We start from the raw sequence: 17,494 nt of genomic DNA on the forward strand, positions 1-17,494 counted from the left end.
GAGTTTAACGTGCTGACATGAAAAATCACCTTGTTCCTCGAATGACCGGGGAAGAAATAATGGCGAATATCGTTAATGAACCAGTCTTTCCCATGAAGCTGGATTGTGTCGAATGTAAAAATTGAATGGTTAAACAATATTTGCCATAATGAAAATGTACGTTCATATCATACATAAAAAGGGAGTGGGGAGTTTGAATTGGAAGACGCGTGTGACAGATTTGCTAGGAATACAATACCCGATTGTACAAGGAGGGTTGGCTCATTTAGCTTATGCGGAACTGGCAGCGGCCGTTTCAAATGCAGGGGGGCTGGGGCAGGTAACGGCGATGTCCTTGGACAGCCCAAAGCAATTGGTCGATGAAATAAGGAGAACGAAGGAATTGACGGATAAACCGTTTGGCGTGAATTTTGCAATTGGGCAGCATGGAAGACCTTATGAGCATATGCTTGAAGCGGCCGTGGAGCAAGGAATTGCAGCTGTTTCCGTAACGGGCGGCAACCCTGGGCCCTTTCTTGATTGCGTCAAGGACACTTCTGTGAAAAAACTTGTGCTGGTTGCAGCGACAAGGCAAGCGGTGAAGGCTGAACAGCTTGGTGCAGATGCAGTTATGGTGGTTGGCCAGGAGGGGGGCGGACATTTAGGACGGACGGATATCGGTACCGCTGTTTTGATTCCTCAAGTTGTGGATGCCGTGAAGATTCCGGTCATTGCTTCTGGCGGCTTTGGTGATGGACGCGGTTTGATAGCAGCGATGGCACTTGGGGCGGAAGGAATCGAGATGGGAACCAGGTTCATTGCAGTCAAGGAGTGTATACATGCACATGAATTATATAAAAAAGCCTTGGTTTCCGGTACGGAAAATGATACCGTTGTCATTAAGCGGTCCATCGGTGCACCGGCCCGGGTGATAGCAAATGGCTGGACGAGTAAAATTCTTGAAATTGAAAAAGAAAACGGTGGATATGAGCAATTGAAGGATTACATAAGCGGAAAAGCGAATCAGCGCTATATCCATGATGGTATGAAAGAAGAAGGATATGCTTGGGCAGGACAAGTGATGGGTCTGATCCATGATGTTCCGACGACAGCTGAGCTGTTCAGCCGGATCATCGGCCAAGCTGAGGCAATTCGCTCGAAATGGGCATACTGAAGGTGGATGGTCTCCCCCGACAACATGAAAAAACGATCTAGAAGGAGCGTGTTTAAGGTATGGATTATCAGTATCCAATGGACCTTGATTGGTCAACGGACGAAATCGTCGATGTAATTAAATTTTTCGAAGCGGTGGAAAAAGCTTATGAGAGCAAAATCCAGAAGGAAGCGTTCATGAAGGCTTACCGAAGATTCAAGGAAATCGTTCCAGGTAAGGCGGATGAAAAGAACTATACGGATGAGTTCGAGTCGGTCAGTACCTATTCTGCGTATCAAGTCATTAAGAAGGCTAAGGGGCTTGAGGACGGCGACTGGGTTAAAATGAAATAATAATTTGAAAACTTTATTGACTTACTGAAAAGATTGTTTTAACATAATAACCAAGAAAAAGATAAAGGCAGTGACGAAGAAGAGTACCTTAATGCAGTTCCGCAGAGAGCCAGTGGTTGCTGAAAACTGGTGAACGAATTTAAGCGAATGGACTTCCGAGCCCCAAACCGAAACGGATGGACGGAGTAGGCTTTGGCGATTATCTCATCGTTAATGGAGATAGGCATGGAATGAATCATGCCGTAAAGTGAGCTAATTTAGCTAATTAAGGTGGTACCACGGGTTCCTCGTCCTTTGGATGAAGGGCCTTTTTGCGTTTTTTCGAAAAAATGATACTTAAATCTATGATTAAGAGTAGTAATCTTTTTAGATTCGTCACAGAGAGCCGGCATAGGTGGAAACCGGTACGATATAAAAGGATGAATGGGCTTATGAGTGGTTTCTTGAAATAAGTAGGGAAACCCGGCTTCCTCCGTTAAAGGGTTTGGCAGGAAATATTTCCTGCTTGAGAGGGAAAAATGATTTATTTTTCCAACTTGAGGTGGCACCGCGGTATCCCGTCCTCTGCAGACACATTTTTGTGTTTGCAGGGGATTTTTTTGTGGATTTTAATTCGGTTGAGGCAGAAGCGCCATATACCCAAAAAGGGCACGGCAATCGAGTTCACATGATCGAATAAGAATTTGGAGGGGATTTTTGATGAAAGATTTGAATGAAAAGAAGATGCTTCGCTTCAAAATGGAAACCATTGAAGGCGATATTCATACACCCATTGCCATATTTCAGAAATTAGCAGGGGAACAAAGGTTTTTATTGGAGAGTTCGAATTCCCATCATGATAATGGACGTTACTCGTACTTAGGCTCGAATCCGTATTTGGAGGTAACGTCACTTGCTGGCCGCGTTTATGTGAACGATCCTGAGACGGGTGGCCAAAGCATCAAGAACATAAACATCATCGAGTTTCTGAAAAGGGAATTGTTGGTGGAGATAGGGGACACCCCAATTAACATTCCGCCATTTAATGGGGGAGCGATCGGATATATGGGGTATGATGTCATTCGCCTATTTGAAAATATAGGTCCGGTGCCTCCCGATTCTCTTCAAATGCCGGATGCCCATTTTCTTTTTTATAAGGAATTATATATATTCGATCATGTGCTTCAGAAGATACATCTGTTGACTGCTGAGGAAGAAAGTGAAAAAAGTCTGTTGCGGATGAAGGATACAATCAACCAGGCAAACATACCATCAAAGGAAATATCGTCGGAATATTTGGAATTCGACTCGAATTTCACCCAGGAAGAATTCGAGCAGATGGTACGCGAAGTTAAAGAGGCGATTGTGGCAGGTGAGGTGTTTCAAGTGGTTCTATCGCAAAGGTTTAAAGCGGACTTTGATGGAAAGCCTTTCGATGCATACCGCCGTCTGCGTTTAGCCAATCCCTCCCCATATATGTTTTATATAGAATTTGGTGATTATACCATCATAGGATCTTCTCCGGAAAGCTTAATCAGTGTTTCATCTGGAGTCGTCCATGTTAACCCGATTGCCGGCACAAGGCCAAGAGGAAAAACGGATGAAGAAGATAAAGGCTTTGAAAGAAGCCTGCTGATGGATGAAAAGGAACTTGCCGAACATAGGATGCTTGTTGATTTGGGAAGGAATGATCTTGGGCGGGTATGTGAAATAGGATCGATCCACCTTACCGAGGAAATGGAAATTCAAAGATATCAGCACGTGATGCATATTGCTTCGAAGGTCAGCGGAAAGCTTAGAGAAGGATTTACGAGTTTGGATGCATTGTCTGTCTGCCTTCCTGCCGGGACTGTTTCAGGCGCCCCTAAGATTCGGGCGATGGAGCTGATCAATGAACTGGAGAATTGCAAACGCGGGGTGTATTCCGGCTCCATAGGTTACATGGGCTTCGGAGGGGATCTGGATATGGCTTTGGCGATTAGGACGATGATCATTAAAGGCGGTAAGGCCTATGTACAGGCAGGTGCGGGAATCGTCTATGATTCAGATCCAAAAACGGAATATGAAGAAACACAAAATAAGGCACGGGCGCTAATGGAGGTACATGGAAAATGATTTTACTAATTGATAACTACGACTCATTCACCTATAACCTTTATCAATATTTAGGGGAAGTGGAGAAAGACATCATCGTAAAAAGGAATGACGAAATAACCATAGCCGAAATCGAGGAACTGAACCCAATGGCAATCGTTATTTCCCCTGGCCCTGGACGGCCGGAAGATGCTGGTATCAGCATTGAAATCATCCTTCATTTTTATAAGAAGGTTCCGCTTTTGGGCATTTGTCTCGGGCACCAAGCGATCGGTGCAGCTTTTGGTGCGAATGTGGTTGGGGCACAACATATCATGCACGGGAAAACATCGGTTATCGAGCATGATGGATCAGGGGTATTTGCCAATCAGGATGTGCAATTTCCGGTCATGCGTTACCACTCCCTAGTGGTGGAGAGAGGAAGCCTGCCAAAAGAATTGAACGTTACGGCAGCAGCACTGGATGATGGGGAGATCATGGCATTGCAGCATGATGAGTTCCCATTATACGGTCTGCAGTTCCATCCTGAGTCCATCGGGACGAAAATCGGCAAGGAATTATTGCATGAATTTTACGAGATTGCCGGGAATTTTCAGTTGGAAAAGAAACAATCCATTTTATAAAATCAAAAAACGACTGGGGGAGTTAGCGGTGAAGGAATATTTAGCAAAGTTAGCAGAGCGTCAGACATTGACGGAAGATGAGATGAGCAGAGCAGCCCAAGCGTTATTTTCTAAAGATATCACCGAAAGCGAAATGGCAGCTTTTATCATTGCCCTGAAAGCGAAAGGGGAAACGGCAGGAGAAATAGCAAGCCTTGTTAAAGTCATGAGAAAGGAAGCAAGGAGCGTCCAAACAAGCTCGGTTAATGTAATGGATAATTGCGGTACTGGGGGGGATGGGTCAAAAAGCTTCAATATAAGTACGGCATCGGCCTTCGTAATTGCTGGAGCAGGAGTCAAGGTGGCCAAACATGGCAACCGCAGCATTTCAAGCAGAACGGGCAGTGCGGATGTACTGGAAGAGCTGGGAGTTAATTTGTCCTTGGAGCCTGAGATGCTGAAAGAGGTATTGGAGGAAAACGGGATAGCATTTCTGTTCGCTCCATCCGTCCACCCTAATATTGCACGGATCATGAAAGTGCGAAAAGAATTGAAAATCCCGACAATCTTCAATTTAATTGGGCCCTTGACCAATCCAGTCCAACTTGAAACCCAATTATTGGGGATAAATCGTCGCGATATGCTCGAGCTATTCGCAGATGTGCTCCATAAATTAGGCAGAACACGCGCTATCGTCATAAATGGCGCCGGATTCATGGATGAAGCAAGCCTTCAGGGAGAGAATTCGCTCGTGCTGTTGGAGCGAGGGGATATCATTCCGTTTACCCTGCATCCCGAGGAGGTGAATCTGCCCGTATACGATAACGAAAAGATCAGGGGCGGCGATGCCAAACAGAATGCCGATATCATGCTGCGCTTGCTGAAAGGGGAAAAAGGGGCCTACCGTGATACCGTTTTATTGAATGCCGGCCTGGGTTTATACGCACATGGCACGGCAGCAACGATCAAGAAAGGAATTTCCTTGGCCAAGGAAAGCCTGGATAGCGGCTCCGCTCTTTCGAAATTGGAAAATTTGATTGCTTACGGCAATAGAAATAAGGTGGTCTTGTAATGGAAAATATCTTAACGAAAATCATCGAACAGAAAAAAGTCGAAGTCGCAAAATTAAAGGAAACAGGTTTAGATGAATCAGTCATGATCGACGTGGTCAGGCCGTCTCTCGTGCAAACGTTGAAAACTGCCAAGACCATCGCTGTCATTGCCGAAATCAAACGGGCCTCCCCTTCGAAAGGGAATATTAGGATGGATGTAAATCCGATCGAGCAGGCGCTGTCCTATGAAAGGGGCGGTGCGGCAGCGATATCCGTATTGACGGATGAAGCATTCTTCAAAGGGTCGATCGCGGATTTAAGGTCGGTGAGCGAAGCCATAAAAATCCCAAGGCTGTGCAAAGATTTCATCATCGATGAGATTCAGATCGATCGTGCCTATCGTGCTGGTGCGACCATCATCCTATTAATTGTGGCAGCACTTTCCCAAGATCGGCTTCAGGAGTTATATCAATATGCAAAAAATAAAGGGCTGGATGTGTTAACCGAAATTCATGATGAAGCTGAATTGGAACGAGCTCTTGAAATTAATGCAGAACTTATCGGGATCAACAATCGGAACTTAAAAACATTCAAAGTGGATTTGGCTGTCACGGAGCGATTGGCGAAACGGCTTGATCCAAAGCGCCACCTCATCATCAGTGAAAGTGGAATCAAGACAAAAGAAGACGTATTGCGAGTGAAGAAGGCTGGTGCTGTGGGGATTCTGGTCGGCGAAACACTGATGATCTCAGCGAATCTTCCCAATACCATGGCAGAACTGCAAATGAGCATATAAGGAGATTGCTATGTTAGTAAAAATATGTGGGATAAAGACATTGGCTGCTGCCCAAGAAGCTGTAAAATACGGAGCGGATTTGATTGGGTTCATTTTTGCAGAAAGCAGCAGGAAAGTAGCTCCTGAATTGGTCGGTGAATTCGGATTGAAGCTTCCGGGTCATGTTAAAAAAGTCGGAGTGTTTTCCAACCAGACCGAGCAAGAAGTGATAAGGATTGCTGAAGTGGCAGGGTTGGATTTTATTCAGCTGCATGGCGATGAGTCGGCCAGCTTCGCTCGCAGGATGCCGCTCCCGGTGATCAAGGCTTTTGCCATCCGCTCAGAAACAGATCTTGAAAAGCTTCAGGACTACCCAGCTGAATTTTTATTGGTGGATCTTCCAAAGGGATCTTCTGGCAAGGGTCTGACTTTGGATTGGGGTATGATCGGCGAAGCGATGTTACCTCGCAGGAAACTGATCCTTGCAGGCGGTCTGACTCCTGAAAATGTGGGGAACGCAATTAATGCCGTTTCACCAATTGCCGTGGATGTAGCAAGCGGGGTTGAAACAAATGGATTAAAAGATTCGCTGAAAATGAAAGCATTTATTAATGAGGCGAAAAATACAGCCGGAAAAGGGGAATGAATAGATGACTACTTATACGCAACCTGATCGAACTGGACATTTTGGAGCTTACGGGGGCAGGTTCGTTCCGGAAACATTAATGGCCGCGATAACGGAACTTGAGGAAGTATATGATCGATCCAAAAAAGATCCTGAGTTTCAAAAGCAGCTGAGCTATTATTTGAAGCAGTATATCGGTCGCGAAACTCCTCTCTATTATGCGGAGAATCTTACGAAACTGGCTGGCGGTGCCGATATTTATCTGAAGCGTGAGGACTTGAACCATACCGGAGCACACAAAATCAATAATACGATCGGCCAGGCGTTACTGACTCAGAAAATGGGCAAGAAAAAAGTGATTGCCGAGACGGGGGCAGGGCAGCATGGAGTGGCGACTGCGACAGTTTGCGCTTTGCTGAAGCTGGAGTGCATCATCTTCATGGGAGAAGAAGATATCAGGAGGCAGAAACTGAATGTGTTTCGGATGGAGCTATTAGGCGCCAAGGTCGTATCCGTATCACAAGGAAGCGGGACACTGAAGGATGCAGTTAATGAAGCCCTGCGTTATTGGGTAGCTAATGTGGACGACACCCATTACATAATGGGGTCCGTTCTTGGTCCGCACCCTTTTCCGGTAATTGTTCGCGATTTTCAAAGTGTGATAGGCAAGGAAACGAAGCGCCAGTATTTGGAGGAAAACCACACCCTGCCAGATGCCGTAGTCGCATGCATAGGCGGGGGCAGCAATGCGATGGGAATGTTTTATCCGTTCATTGAAGATGAAACGGTCGAATTATATGGAGTGGAAGCGGCAGGTCATGGACTTGATACACATTTACATGCTTCCAGCCTGACGAAAGGGAAGCCAGGTGTGCTGCACGGTGCATTCATGTATGTTTTACAGAACGAAGACGGGCAGATCCAGGAGGCGCATTCGATTTCAGCAGGGCTGGATTATCCGGGGGTGGGTCCGGAACATAGTTACCTAAAAGATACCAAGCGAGTGGAATATACGTCTGTTACAGATGATGAAGCCTTGGAAGCGCTGATGCTGCTATCAAGGGAAGAAGGGATAATTCCTGCTTTGGAAAGTTCACATGCCATTTCCTATGGTTTGAAACTTGCCAAGGAAATGGATAAAGGTACAGGATTGGTGATTTGCTTATCTGGCCGTGGCGATAAGGATGTAGAAACGGTTCAATCGTTAATAGGGGGCAGTGAACATGAATAAATTAACAAAGGCGCTTGAAGAATGTAGGATTAAGCAGGAAAAAGCGTTCATTCCTTATATAATGGCAGGCGATGGCGGTCTAGAACGTTTGAAGAGCCAGCTTCTTTTCCTTGAAAATAGCGGAGCGACAGCCGTGGAGCTAGGTATACCATTCTCTGACCCTGTTGCGGATGGACCGGTCATCCAGCAGGCTGGCATCCGTTCCTTGGAAAATGGCACCACTTTAAGGGATGTACTGAAAAAAGTGAAGGAAATCAAAAATGAGGTGAAGATCCCCATCATCTTAATGGGCTATTCCAATTCGCTCATGGCCTATGGTCTTAAAGAATTTACCGAAGATTGCCTTAGTGCGGGAATATCCGGATGTATCATTCCGGATGTGCCAATTGAAGAAGAAGCGGTGTTTTCCTCTATCAAAACGGCAGGGATCGTGCTTATCAGGCTCGTGACACTCACCTCCTCGAAAGAGCGCATCACAGAGATTACAGCAGGGGCAGAGGGCTTTATTTATGCAGTTACAGTTAAGGGCATCACTGGTACCCGTGACACTTTTGCAGGGGAACTGGGGGACTACCTCAAGAAGGTGAAGGAGCTTAGTCCCGTTCCTGTTCTTGCTGGTTTTGGCATTTCGACGCCAGAACATGTCCGGGATACGATCAAGTCCTGCGATGGGGTCATTGTCGGCAGCAAGATCATAGAATGCTTTGAATCAGGTCAGGAAGATCAAATCAATGAACTGATACAAGCGAGCAAAGATTTAGTTCGAAAATAAAGAAAAAGGGTTCCGGAATGTAAAAATTCCGGAACCCTTTTGGATTTTCGCTTCATTTATAGAATAACCCTACGGCCCGCTATGTAAGGCCAAACAAGGACAGTGTGTTTGGGCCAGGGAGATGAATGCTTAGACTGTTGCTTTCCAAAGCAGGCATAAAAAAATACCCCCTTAATTGTTAGTTTGGTGCCTAACAGTTAAGGGGCAGTTCAACTCATTTTTCATCGGGTTTGCCTACAGACTGGTGAAGCAAGCGACCGCTCTCCTTTTCATTTGCAGCAAGATTGGCGAGCGTCCCATAATCCCATGTCGAATGATGATTCATCGTGTTTAATTTAATTTATATAAGGGTAAAAGATGTTCAAACGCATCTTGAATGGTCTTCATGAAATCATCATCATTCATTTTAATGGCATCATCACGTGAAATTCTTATGCCGCATAGGATTTCAGCTTTCTTTACAGTTTGCAACCGGTGGAACATAGAGTTCAAATCTTCTATGTCTAGACCTTCATGAGGAATGACATCAGGTTTTGTATGATCCATCGACCAAACATAATGAGATGGAATGCTTTTGATCAAACGGTCCGCCTGTTGCTCCAGTTTCTTTCCGATTTCCATTTTATTCGGGGCTTCATAAATGACGGCGTACCAAATGAACATATGGGTTTCCCACAGCCCAATTTGAAAATGCGGCATCATTTTATATCCTCTGCTGTTTGCAGCGAAAGCTACCCATGTATCTTTAGGAGGATTCACAGTCCGTCTAGCATGCTTTGCCACATGAGGGTACATTTCATCCCCCGTCATCACGGAAAGCTGTTGGGAAAAATGCTCGCCAAGAGCTTGTAGTTTGGGTTGGATTCGATCTTTTAAAGTTTCCATGCGTTGTTCCAATCCATCAATCGTGAAAACGTTAAAATCATCTGCCGTGAATCTTGCTATATTCATTATCATCTCTCCTACTGTGTCATTTGCACATATTGTAGCATAATTAAAAGTGAAAATTAATTAATACGATTATGGGGCGTCGCGGCAAAATTCCTTCTAGGTTAAAACACAAATTAGTTGCTATTTGTTGTAGGAAGACATATGATAAACTATAAATAAATTCAGAAAATTAGGTTAATTGAAGGGAGAATGTTAATTATGAAACAAGTCATGAACCAAGCATTAAAGGCTAAAGAAGTTGAGAGACATAGAGCTGCAGTGTTAAGAATGGAAATGGACTATGAATTAGCAACCCTTTTTGAAGCGATTGGTGAAGAGAATGATCAAATGCGGTCACAATGCAAGCAAAGGCTTGAACGGATCCGGTTGGAATTGTTGAAGTTAAAAGCATTGTAAGAAGCTTGTCCGCAAGGATCATGAAGGAGAATGACTGAAGGAAATGAATCAATTTCAATACAAGGAATTTCATTATAGATGAACGGACACTTATTTTATTTAAAAAATAATGTGTCCGTTTTTCATTCGAAGCCCAAACTAAAAAATGGGGGGCGCCCGACGTTTCCCTGCTTTCGATAGGATTATCAAAAATGTAAGATGTTAAAAACTTGAAGACAAACTATATTTGCTTTAATCTTTATAGGAGGATCATTTTAATGTAGTTTCTGATCATAAAGGACGGGGATATTATAATGGCATCGGTAAAGGAAATGGATACATATGCAAAATTATGGATGAAGGAAGCGGGATCGAGACTAAGGGCTTCCTTTAATACCAAATTGGATATTGAAATGAAAACGAATCCTAATGATTTGGTTACAAATATGGATAAGGGGATCGAAAAGTTTTTTTGCGACAAGATTGGTGAGGTCTTCCCTGATCACCGGATTTTTGGGGAAGAGGGAATGGGCAATGATATAAAAGATTTAAAGGGAACAGTGTGGATCATCGACCCGATTGACGGGACATTGAACTTCATTCATCAACAGAGGGATTTTGCCATTTCTCTTGGGGTTTATGTGGATGGCATCGGAAAAATCGGCATGGTCTATGACGTCGTTAGTGATGAATTATATCATGTGATCAAGGGACAGGGAGCATACATGGATGATCAACGCCTTCCTTCGCTCGAGCCGGCAACGGTAAATAGGTCCATTGTTTCCATTAATGCAAGCTGGGTGACGGAAAACCGCAGGATAGACCCGCGTCTTTTAGCGCCGCTCGTCCGGGATGCACGAGGAACCCGTTCGTATGGTTCGGCAGCATTGGAGCTTGCCTTCGTGGCTGCTGGAAGGATTGATGCCTATATAACGATGAGGCTCATGCCGTGGGATTTTGCCGGAGGAGTGTTACTTATAGAGGAAGTGGGCGGAGAAGTAAGTAATATCAAAGGTGGCAAGTTGAACTATATAGAAGGTGATTCCCTTTTCGTTTCCAAGCCGGGACTGCACAAAGAAGTATTCGATAAATACTTATCAGGTAACTCCGGCCTTTGATGCCGAATTGCCTTATTGTAATAATTAACAAAAAAAAACTCGCTGTTTCAGCGAGTTTTTTATATTATAACTTTCCTGCTTCGCGTAATTTTTTCTTCTGAGTGAATCCAAACCCCATCAAACCGCAAAGGACAACGATTGCAGCCAATATCCCAATCAAGCTTTTTTCAGCAATGAAGATGCCGATGGAGCCAATACTGGATGTTGCCAATATCGCTAATATTAAGAAATTCCATTTAATATTCATACTATCACCCCTAATATGTCTATTGTACATAATTTCTGTATTTGTTTCTAGTATGTTTGTGATATAATATGTAAGTTAATACTAGTGATACGTTATACACAAACTTTTTTAGGAGTGAATTTTTTGAAATTAAGAGAAAATATTCGTAATATAGCCATCATTGCCCACGTTGACCATGGTAAAACAACGTTAGTGGATCAGTTGCTTAAGCAATCTGGTACTTTCCGTGAAAACGAGCATGTGGAAGAGCGTGCGATGGACTCTAATGCGATTGAAAAAGAACGCGGAATTACGATTCTTGCGAAAAATACAGCAGTACAATACCAAGATACACGGATTAACATTTTGGATACACCAGGTCATGCCGACTTCGGCGGTGAAGTGGAACGGATCATGAAAATGGTCGATGGCGTTTTGCTTGTCGTTGACGCCTATGAAGGTTGCATGCCGCAAACTCGTTTTGTGTTGAAAAAAGCATTGGAGCAAAAAATCACGCCAATCGTTGTCGTGAACAAAATCGATAAAGATTCTGCACGTCCAGATGAAGTGGTTGATGAAGTAATCGACTTATTCATTGAATTGGGAGCTGAAGAAGAACAGTTGGAATTCCCGGTTGTCTTCACTTCAGGTATTGCTGGTACAGCAAGCTTGGATTCCGATCCTGCCAAACAAGAAAAAGACATGACACCACTATTCGAAACGATCGTTGAAACGATCCCTGCACCAATCGATAACTCAGAGGAACCGCTTCAATTCCAAGTGGCCTTACTTGACTACAATGATTATGTAGGTCGTATCGGTGTTGGCCGTGTATTCCGCGGTAAAATGCATGTAGGACAGCAAGTTTCATTAATGAAGCTTGATGGAAAGGTTAAACAATTCCGTGTAACGAAAATCTTTGGTTATATCGGCTTGAAGAAAGTTGAAATCCAAGAAGCCGTTGCCGGTGACTTGATTGCCGTTTCTGGTATGGAAGATATTAACGTAGGGGAAACGGTCTGTCCGGTCGAACATCCTGACGCGCTTCCAATCCTGCGTATTGACGAGCCAACATTACAAATGACATTCCTTGTCAATAACAGCCCATTCGCAGGACGTGAAGGGAAATTCGTTACAGCGCGTAAAATCGAAGAGCGCTTGAAAAGCCAATTGCAAACGGACGTCAGCTTAAGAGTCGAAAACACCGATTCTCCGGATGTTTGGGTCGTTTCAGGCCGTGGAGAGCTTCACCTTTCCATCTTGATCGAAAACATGAGACGTGAAGGATACGAGCTGCAAGTTTCTAAACCGGAAGTTATCGTTCGCTTGATTGATGGTGTCCGTTGTGAACCGGTTGAACGCGTTCAGATTGACGTACCTGAAGAGCACACTGGTTCTATCATGGAATCCATGGGAGCACGTAAAGGTGAATTGTTGGATATGATCAATAGCGGAAGCGGTCAAGTCCGTTTACTGTTCACGATTCCAGCTCGCGGATTGATCGGTTATTCAACCGAGTTCTTAACGATCACTCGCGGATATGGCATCATGAACCACTCGTTTGACAGCTACCAGCCAATGGCACAAGGCCAAGTCGGCGGAAGACGTCAAGGTGTACTTGTTTCCATGGAATCAGGAAAAACTACACAATATGGAACGATGCAAGTAGAAGACCGCGGTGTTATTTTCGTTGAGCCGGGTACGGATATTTATGAAGGCATGATCGTCGGGGAACATAACCGTGATAGCGATTTGACTGTAAATATCGTTAAAGCGAAACAAATGACGAATATGCGTTCAGCGAATAAAGACCAAACTTCTTCCATGAAAAAACCGAGAATCCTGTCTCTTGAAGAAGCTTTGGAATACTTGAACGATGATGAGTACTGTGAGGTAACTCCGGAGTCCATCCGCCTTCGTAAAAAGATCCTTGATAAAAACGAGCGTGAAAGAGCGGCTAAAAGGAAAAAAGTTGCTGTTGAAGAAAAATAAATAGCAAGAGGAGGAGAATAGATTGGATATCCAAGAGCGATTATCATTTTTTGCAGCATTGTACAGAGTGGATGAGAATCCTGAAGCAGGAATGTGGTATTTGTATTTAACGGTCTTAGGATTGTGCATCCTTGTCTATCAGTTAGGTTTTGCCAAAAAGTTACCTTTGCTAAAAAATGTGGTCATTTATGCAGTAATGGCACTTGGATGTACCCTTCTTTCTTTCTTTGCGGTGTTTCTTCCTATGGGGGAAGCCTTGGTCATCGCATCTCTTGTTCTTGGGATTTATAGAATCCGTCTTCATAATTCCAGAAAAGAAGAACGGGCATAAGCTGATGAAATCATTACAGGATGCTTTATACAATTGGTTGACTATAAAAGTTGTCTGTGATGCAAGACCTGATGACACTGCTGCGCGCGAAACCGAAATGTTTTTCATGCAGTTGTTGAAAGACGATCATCGAGTGAACATTGATTCGGTTTCACGAGCAGAGCCTTTTTACTTCGTCGAGTATACAATGGATGAAGAAACGAAAAAGCAGCGTTTCCCAATCGAATTGATTGATATCATGTTAGATCAAATTCAGCTGGAACCAGAAAAGTATAAAAATATCGAGTAATGATAAAAAGAACCGTGCGAAATTCGTACGGTTCTTTTTATATGGCTTTTGGTAGGGAAAGTGCGTAAAACAGGTGCAGAATTGCCCACAAACTGAAGGCGGTCATATCTGAAGGCAGGACATCGCCTGTCAAGGACCATGCCGATAATGGAAAGTACAGAATGACCGCAGGGATGATCGTCAGGAATGCAAGCAGGTATGTATTCAAGCCCCTGAAGATTTTTAATGGAACGACGACTTGGACATAACCATAAGTAATCGCTAACGAGAATAGCAGATGGAATAAGAACAATGACTCCTCACCCCAGGGAACGGTGCCGATGACAGGAAGGAAATCCACATTCAGTAAAAGCGTATACACTTTTATTCCAGAAAGCATTTCAACCCACCTCATAACCAATCCAAGGACAATCCCATTAAGGAGACCGATCACAACGGTTCTATACCTGCGATTACCATTCATCTTCCGTTTTGATAGTACGGTAAAGCCTGAAGTTCCCCGTTGCAATCCGTTCATTCGTACGCTTTTCTATGCGTTGATTGCAGGTATTGCACATATAGGTATGTATAGGCCGATTACGGAGTTTCTTTGCTTCTGGACTATCGTCAGGGATCGATTCGATTTGATCGCATATTACACATTTAACCTTCATATCATTTGAACCTCACTTCAATTCGAATATGCTTTTAAGTATACCAATATTTTAATGGTAAAACGAGGATAAAGTGCAAGCGTACCTTGAACGTGAAACGTTTTTTGGAGCAAGGACAGCCATAAAACAAAAACCCGAAGAATCGCTTCGGGTTAGTAAACTCATTCCATATGGTGATTGGATTGATCATTTTGCTCTTTATCCAGCTCTTTTCTTTCCTGATTGTCATTCAGCTTATTCTTTTCCCTGTCAATCGTTTTTGAAGGCATTGGTGTCAAAATATCACCCGGAACCTCAGGGATTACTCTGCTTGTGATGTCAGCCAGTTCATTCAAGATCCCTCTTACAGGTTTACCGTTTTTAATATCCTTTGCTACTTCCCGGATCCGTTCGTTTAAATCCGGATCGGCGACGATGATGGCACTTGCACCGTCAGGATCATGCTTTAACGTTTCACCGACCGAGTATTTAATCGACCCTACCTGTGAACGCTCAATGTCCTGGTCAATATCTATCCCTACTATCGCATATTTGCCGAGAACCACTGCAGTGGCATCATTCACTTCTGGAATGGATTCAGCCAAACCAGTGAGCCTTTTTGCCGTTTGCTGCCCGGTATCTCTGTCCGCTTCCTGGATGGTCGAGTTGTTGACTTTCGTTATATGGTTTTTTGCATGATCTTCCGACGCTTGATTTTTATTATCCATTGAACACCCCACCATCAAGAGCATGGCAGAAATAGATAAAATGATTTTTTGCAAGATATGGCCCCCTTAAAGTATTGGTTAGTTACAGCCTGTCCACACCGGCTATTTCTGATGCATATAGGCATAAATTTCAGCAGACAATGATATGTTCCGTGTTATGTGATGATATCTTTACAGGAAGTTTTCTTTATAGTCTGTAAATGTTCTTCTATCTTTATGCAAAGGAACATATATTTTATCAACAGTCTCGTCCGCTACATAACTGCTGAGTGTAGTAAATGGTAAGGCATATCCTAAAGAGCAGGCAGGAGGCGTCATATTGGGAAATAAAATCTATGTTTTAGATACGAATGTCCTATTGCAGGATCCGTATTCGATTTATTCATTTCAAGATAATGAAGTGGTCATTCCTGCAGTCGTCTTGGAAGAATTGGATTCGAAAAAAAGGTATATGGATGAAATAGGAAGAAACGCCAGGCAAGTATCGAAGCTGATCGATAGCTTCCGTGAAAAAGGGAAGCTTCACCTGAGCATCCCCCTTCATAATGGAGGAAGCTTAAGGATTGAACTCAATCACCGGTCATTCCATGAGCTTCAGGAAATTTTTGTGGAGAAAACGAACGATAACAGAATATTGGCCGTTGCCAAAAATTTATCATTGGAAGAGGAGACGAAAGAAGGCGGCAAAACCGTCATCCTTGTAAGCAAAGATACCCTTGTAAGGGTGAAAGCCGATGCGATCGGGCTTGAGGCAGAGGATTTTTTAAATGATCGCGTCGTTGAATTGGACCATATATACGGTGGGCATAAAGAAGTGTTCGTCGAGATCGATAATCTGAATAAGTTTTATGAAAAAAGTTTTCTGCCACTTGAAGAACTGACAAAAGACACGTATTATCCCAATCAGTTCCTGTTGATGAAGGACACGCTGGGGAGTTCAGCTTCCGCAATTGGCATAGTGGATGAGAACTGCAGGTTCGTTAAGAAATTGGTATATGAAGGTGAGCATATTTGGGGGATCAAGCCTAGGAATGTCCAGCAGACGATGGCCCTTGATTTGTTGCTTCGTTCCGATATCCAGCTGGTGACGCTGATAGGGAAAGCAGGAACAGGGAAAACATTATTGGCATTGGCGACAGGCTTGATGCAGACGGAGGATCTGTCACAATATAAGAAACTTTTGGTTGCCAGGCCCATCGTCCCCGTAGGCAAGGATATTGGATATCTCCCTGGGGAAAAAGAAGAGAAGCTACGACCTTGGATGCAGCCTATTTTTGATAATCTGCAATATTTGTTCAATACGAAAAAACCGGGTGAATTGGATGCCATTTTAGCGGGCATGAGTTCGATTGAAGTCGAGGCATTGACGTATATAAGGGGGAGGAGCATCCCTGATCAATTCATCATCATCGATGAAGCGCAAAATCTAACGAAGCATGAGGTCAAGACAATATTGACGAGAGTAGGGGAGCGGAGCAAAATTGTCTTGATGGGGGATCCCGAGCAAATAGATCATCCTTATTTAGATGAATATAATAATGGCTTGACCTATGTGGTGGAAAAATTCAAGACAGAGCGTATAGCCGGACATGTTAAATTAATTAAAGGGGAACGGTCAGGGTTGGCCCAACTCGCCGCTACGCTATTATAAAGGAATAGGCAAGCGGGGGAAGCCCCCTTGCCTATTCCTTTAAGGCTTTATGACCCTTCAGCCACTATTTTATGGTGAAAGACCGTACATTCTTAATCGGATCATCGAGGTTGGAGGCATCGCCAAAATAAATTTCCATCGGCCCGCCCTCTGTTACTTTAAGGGGCTTGCCATCCTTGGAAAAGCCAAGGAAAAATTGAAGAGCCGTTTCCAAAGGGAACGTAAATTCTTTATCTGCAGTTGTAACCATGACTTCCGTTACCCCGTTTTCAGGTTCGGCATTTTTCAAAAAAGGTTCGAAGGGGATGCCGAAAGTCCCTTCCATCAATCTTTGCTTTTCGAATTTCCGTTCCGTCTTCAATGTAGGAGGCATGGTTGCTCCTTCTTGTATTTCTTTTTGCCAATGCTTGGAGGCCTTGATCGTATACTCTTCCAATTCATTGACCTCTGCTCTGTCAGCGTGGAAATATGTATCGATTTCGACTTTACGGTCATCAAAAATCCAGACACCGGGATCAAGCGTTATAGGATATTTCACTTTTCCATTTATAAACACGATGGGTTCCAAATATCTCATTCCTTTCTG

At 43.8% G+C, this 17,494-nt stretch carries 21 protein-coding genes and 2 other annotated features; of the genes, 15 read left to right on the forward strand and 6 right to left on the reverse strand.

All coding sequences use genetic code 11. The features are described 5' to 3' along the window. The first annotated feature begins 193 nt into the window (after nucleotides 1-193). From CVN76_RS28610 to trpA, 9 genes are all read left to right on the forward strand, one after another. Nucleotides 194-1,153 carry an NAD(P)H-dependent flavin oxidoreductase gene (locus CVN76_RS28610; protein ID WP_100533996.1) on the forward strand — a complete coding sequence of 320 codons (960 nt, stop codon included), beginning with the start codon at nucleotides 194-196 and terminating at the stop codon, nucleotides 1,151-1,153. A 59-nt stretch (nucleotides 1,154-1,212) separates the two neighbouring features. Beyond that, complete coding sequence (locus CVN76_RS28615; protein WP_100533997.1) at nucleotides 1,213-1,485, forward strand: UPF0223 family protein; 273 nt, start codon at nucleotides 1,213-1,215, stop codon at nucleotides 1,483-1,485. A 61-nt stretch (nucleotides 1,486-1,546) separates the two neighbouring features. Then, nucleotides 1,547-1,783 (forward strand) — a binding site (T-box leader). A 37-nt stretch (nucleotides 1,784-1,820) separates the two neighbouring features. After that, nucleotides 1,821-2,053: a binding site (T-box leader), on the forward strand. 131 nt (nucleotides 2,054-2,184) lie between these two features. After that, nucleotides 2,185-3,579 (forward strand): anthranilate synthase component I, encoded by a 1,395-nt coding sequence (gene trpE, locus CVN76_RS28620; protein WP_100533998.1) that lies wholly within the window; start codon nucleotides 2,185-2,187, stop codon nucleotides 3,577-3,579. Continuing rightward, complete coding sequence (locus tag CVN76_RS28625; protein ID WP_100533999.1) at nucleotides 3,576-4,181, forward strand: anthranilate synthase component II; 606 nt, start codon at nucleotides 3,576-3,578, stop codon at nucleotides 4,179-4,181. Before trpE ends, CVN76_RS28625 begins: the two co-directional genes overlap by 4 nt. Before the next feature lie 28 nt (nucleotides 4,182-4,209). Next, nucleotides 4,210-5,232 (forward strand): anthranilate phosphoribosyltransferase, encoded by a 1,023-nt coding sequence (trpD, locus tag CVN76_RS28630; RefSeq protein ID WP_100534228.1) that lies wholly within the window; start codon nucleotides 4,210-4,212, stop codon nucleotides 5,230-5,232. Further along, nucleotides 5,232-6,008: an indole-3-glycerol phosphate synthase TrpC gene (gene trpC / locus CVN76_RS31325; protein ID WP_157805832.1), complete on the forward strand. Its 777-nt coding sequence runs from the start codon at nucleotides 5,232-5,234 to the stop codon at nucleotides 6,006-6,008. Before trpD ends, trpC begins: the two co-directional genes overlap by 1 nt. Nucleotides 6,009-6,018: 10 nt before the next feature. Then, on the forward strand, nucleotides 6,019-6,633 hold the full coding sequence (locus CVN76_RS31330) for a phosphoribosylanthranilate isomerase (protein ID WP_157805833.1): 615 nt from the start codon (nucleotides 6,019-6,021) through the stop codon (nucleotides 6,631-6,633). 4 nt (nucleotides 6,634-6,637) lie between these two features. Next, a complete protein-coding gene (gene trpB, locus CVN76_RS28640; protein ID WP_100534000.1) occupies nucleotides 6,638-7,843 on the forward strand; it encodes a tryptophan synthase subunit beta in 1,206 nt (401 codons plus the stop codon). Then, complete coding sequence (trpA, locus tag CVN76_RS28645) at nucleotides 7,836-8,615, forward strand: tryptophan synthase subunit alpha (RefSeq protein ID WP_100534001.1); 780 nt, start codon at nucleotides 7,836-7,838, stop codon at nucleotides 8,613-8,615. Before trpB ends, trpA begins: the two co-directional genes overlap by 8 nt. 330 nt (nucleotides 8,616-8,945) lie before the next feature. On the opposite strand, the gene CVN76_RS28650 is transcribed toward trpA, so the two are convergent. Beyond that, nucleotides 8,946-9,566: a YktB family protein gene (locus CVN76_RS28650; protein ID WP_100534002.1), complete on the reverse strand. Its 621-nt coding sequence runs from the start codon at nucleotides 9,564-9,566 to the stop codon at nucleotides 8,946-8,948. 198 nt (nucleotides 9,567-9,764) lie between these two features. On the opposite strand from CVN76_RS28650, the gene CVN76_RS28655 reads away from it, so the two are divergent. Further along, on the forward strand, nucleotides 9,765-9,962 hold the full coding sequence (locus tag CVN76_RS28655) for a hypothetical protein (RefSeq protein WP_061144096.1): 198 nt from the start codon (nucleotides 9,765-9,767) through the stop codon (nucleotides 9,960-9,962). A gap of 293 nt (nucleotides 9,963-10,255) precedes the next feature. Then, a complete protein-coding gene (locus CVN76_RS28660) occupies nucleotides 10,256-11,059 on the forward strand; it encodes an inositol monophosphatase family protein (RefSeq protein WP_100534003.1) in 804 nt (267 codons plus the stop codon). A gap of 64 nt (nucleotides 11,060-11,123) precedes the next feature. Here the strand turns inward: CVN76_RS28660 and CVN76_RS28665 are convergent, their stop codons facing one another. Then, nucleotides 11,124-11,306: a YlaF family protein gene (locus CVN76_RS28665; protein ID WP_061144094.1), complete on the reverse strand. Its 183-nt coding sequence runs from the start codon at nucleotides 11,304-11,306 to the stop codon at nucleotides 11,124-11,126. A gap of 123 nt (nucleotides 11,307-11,429) precedes the next feature. Here CVN76_RS28665 and typA point away from each other — a divergent pair, with 123 nt between their 5' ends. Genes typA through CVN76_RS28680 form a run of 3 tightly spaced genes read left to right on the forward strand, consistent with a single transcriptional unit; the run spans nucleotide 11,430 to nucleotide 13,897 of the window. Further along, a complete protein-coding gene (typA, locus tag CVN76_RS28670) occupies nucleotides 11,430-13,277 on the forward strand; it encodes a translational GTPase TypA (protein WP_061144093.1) in 1,848 nt (615 codons plus the stop codon). Between the two features lie 22 nt (nucleotides 13,278-13,299). Next, entirely contained in the window at nucleotides 13,300-13,608 is a 309-nt protein-coding gene (locus CVN76_RS28675; RefSeq protein ID WP_100534004.1) for a YlaH-like family protein, read from the forward strand. Nucleotides 13,609-13,612: 4 nt separating this feature from the next. After that, entirely contained in the window at nucleotides 13,613-13,897 is a 285-nt protein-coding gene (locus CVN76_RS28680) for a hypothetical protein (RefSeq protein WP_100534005.1), read from the forward strand. Nucleotides 13,898-13,934: 37 nt separating this feature from the next. Here the strand turns inward: CVN76_RS28680 and CVN76_RS28685 are convergent, their stop codons facing one another. The 3 genes from CVN76_RS28685 to CVN76_RS28695 form a co-directional block, all read right to left on the reverse strand. Further along, complete coding sequence (locus tag CVN76_RS28685) at nucleotides 13,935-14,276, reverse strand: hypothetical protein (RefSeq protein ID WP_100534006.1); 342 nt, start codon at nucleotides 14,274-14,276, stop codon at nucleotides 13,935-13,937. A gap of 73 nt (nucleotides 14,277-14,349) precedes the next feature. Then, nucleotides 14,350-14,550 (reverse strand): YlaI family protein, encoded by a 201-nt coding sequence (locus tag CVN76_RS28690; RefSeq protein WP_081092555.1) that lies wholly within the window; start codon nucleotides 14,548-14,550, stop codon nucleotides 14,350-14,352. Between the two features lie 161 nt (nucleotides 14,551-14,711). Continuing rightward, nucleotides 14,712-15,311 (reverse strand): YhcN/YlaJ family sporulation lipoprotein, encoded by a 600-nt coding sequence (locus tag CVN76_RS28695; RefSeq protein ID WP_100534007.1) that lies wholly within the window; start codon nucleotides 15,309-15,311, stop codon nucleotides 14,712-14,714. A gap of 265 nt (nucleotides 15,312-15,576) precedes the next feature. On the opposite strand from CVN76_RS28695, the gene CVN76_RS28700 reads away from it, so the two are divergent. Next, nucleotides 15,577-16,908, forward strand: a complete 1,332-nt coding sequence (locus tag CVN76_RS28700; RefSeq protein ID WP_100534008.1) for a PhoH family protein — start codon at nucleotides 15,577-15,579, stop codon at nucleotides 16,906-16,908. A gap of 64 nt (nucleotides 16,909-16,972) precedes the next feature. Here the strand turns inward: CVN76_RS28700 and CVN76_RS28705 are convergent, their stop codons facing one another. Next, entirely contained in the window at nucleotides 16,973-17,476 is a 504-nt protein-coding gene (locus CVN76_RS28705) for a hypothetical protein (RefSeq protein WP_100534009.1), read from the reverse strand. Between the last annotated feature and the right edge of the window lie 18 nt (nucleotides 17,477-17,494).

This window comes from Bacillus sp. mrc49, from assembly GCF_002803435.1.

Coding starts and splice junctions, on each gene's coding strand:
- CVN76_RS28615 (WP_100533997.1), top strand. CDS start 1,213: ATGGATTATCAGTATCCAATGGACCTTGATTGGTCAACGGACGAAATC.
- trpE (WP_100533998.1), top strand. CDS start 2,185: ATGAAAGATTTGAATGAAAAGAAGATGCTTCGCTTCAAAATGGAAACC.
- CVN76_RS28625 (WP_100533999.1), top strand. CDS start 3,576: ATGATTTTACTAATTGATAACTACGACTCATTCACCTATAACCTTTAT.
- trpC (WP_157805832.1), top strand. CDS start 5,232: ATGGAAAATATCTTAACGAAAATCATCGAACAGAAAAAAGTCGAAGTC.
- CVN76_RS31330 (WP_157805833.1), top strand. CDS start 6,019: ATGTTAGTAAAAATATGTGGGATAAAGACATTGGCTGCTGCCCAAGAA.
- trpB (WP_100534000.1), top strand. CDS start 6,638: ATGACTACTTATACGCAACCTGATCGAACTGGACATTTTGGAGCTTAC.
- trpA (WP_100534001.1), top strand. CDS start 7,836: ATGAATAAATTAACAAAGGCGCTTGAAGAATGTAGGATTAAGCAGGAA.
- CVN76_RS28650 (WP_100534002.1), bottom strand. CDS start 9,566: ATGAATATAGCAAGATTCACGGCAGATGATTTTAACGTTTTCACGATT.
- CVN76_RS28655 (WP_061144096.1), top strand. CDS start 9,765: ATGAAACAAGTCATGAACCAAGCATTAAAGGCTAAAGAAGTTGAGAGA.
- CVN76_RS28660 (WP_100534003.1), top strand. CDS start 10,256: ATGGCATCGGTAAAGGAAATGGATACATATGCAAAATTATGGATGAAG.
- CVN76_RS28665 (WP_061144094.1), bottom strand. CDS start 11,306: ATGAATATTAAATGGAATTTCTTAATATTAGCGATATTGGCAACATCC.
- CVN76_RS28680 (WP_100534005.1), top strand. CDS start 13,613: ATGAAATCATTACAGGATGCTTTATACAATTGGTTGACTATAAAAGTT.
- CVN76_RS28685 (WP_100534006.1), bottom strand. CDS start 14,276: ATGCTTTCTGGAATAAAAGTGTATACGCTTTTACTGAATGTGGATTTC.
- CVN76_RS28690 (WP_081092555.1), bottom strand. CDS start 14,550: ATGAAGGTTAAATGTGTAATATGCGATCAAATCGAATCGATCCCTGAC.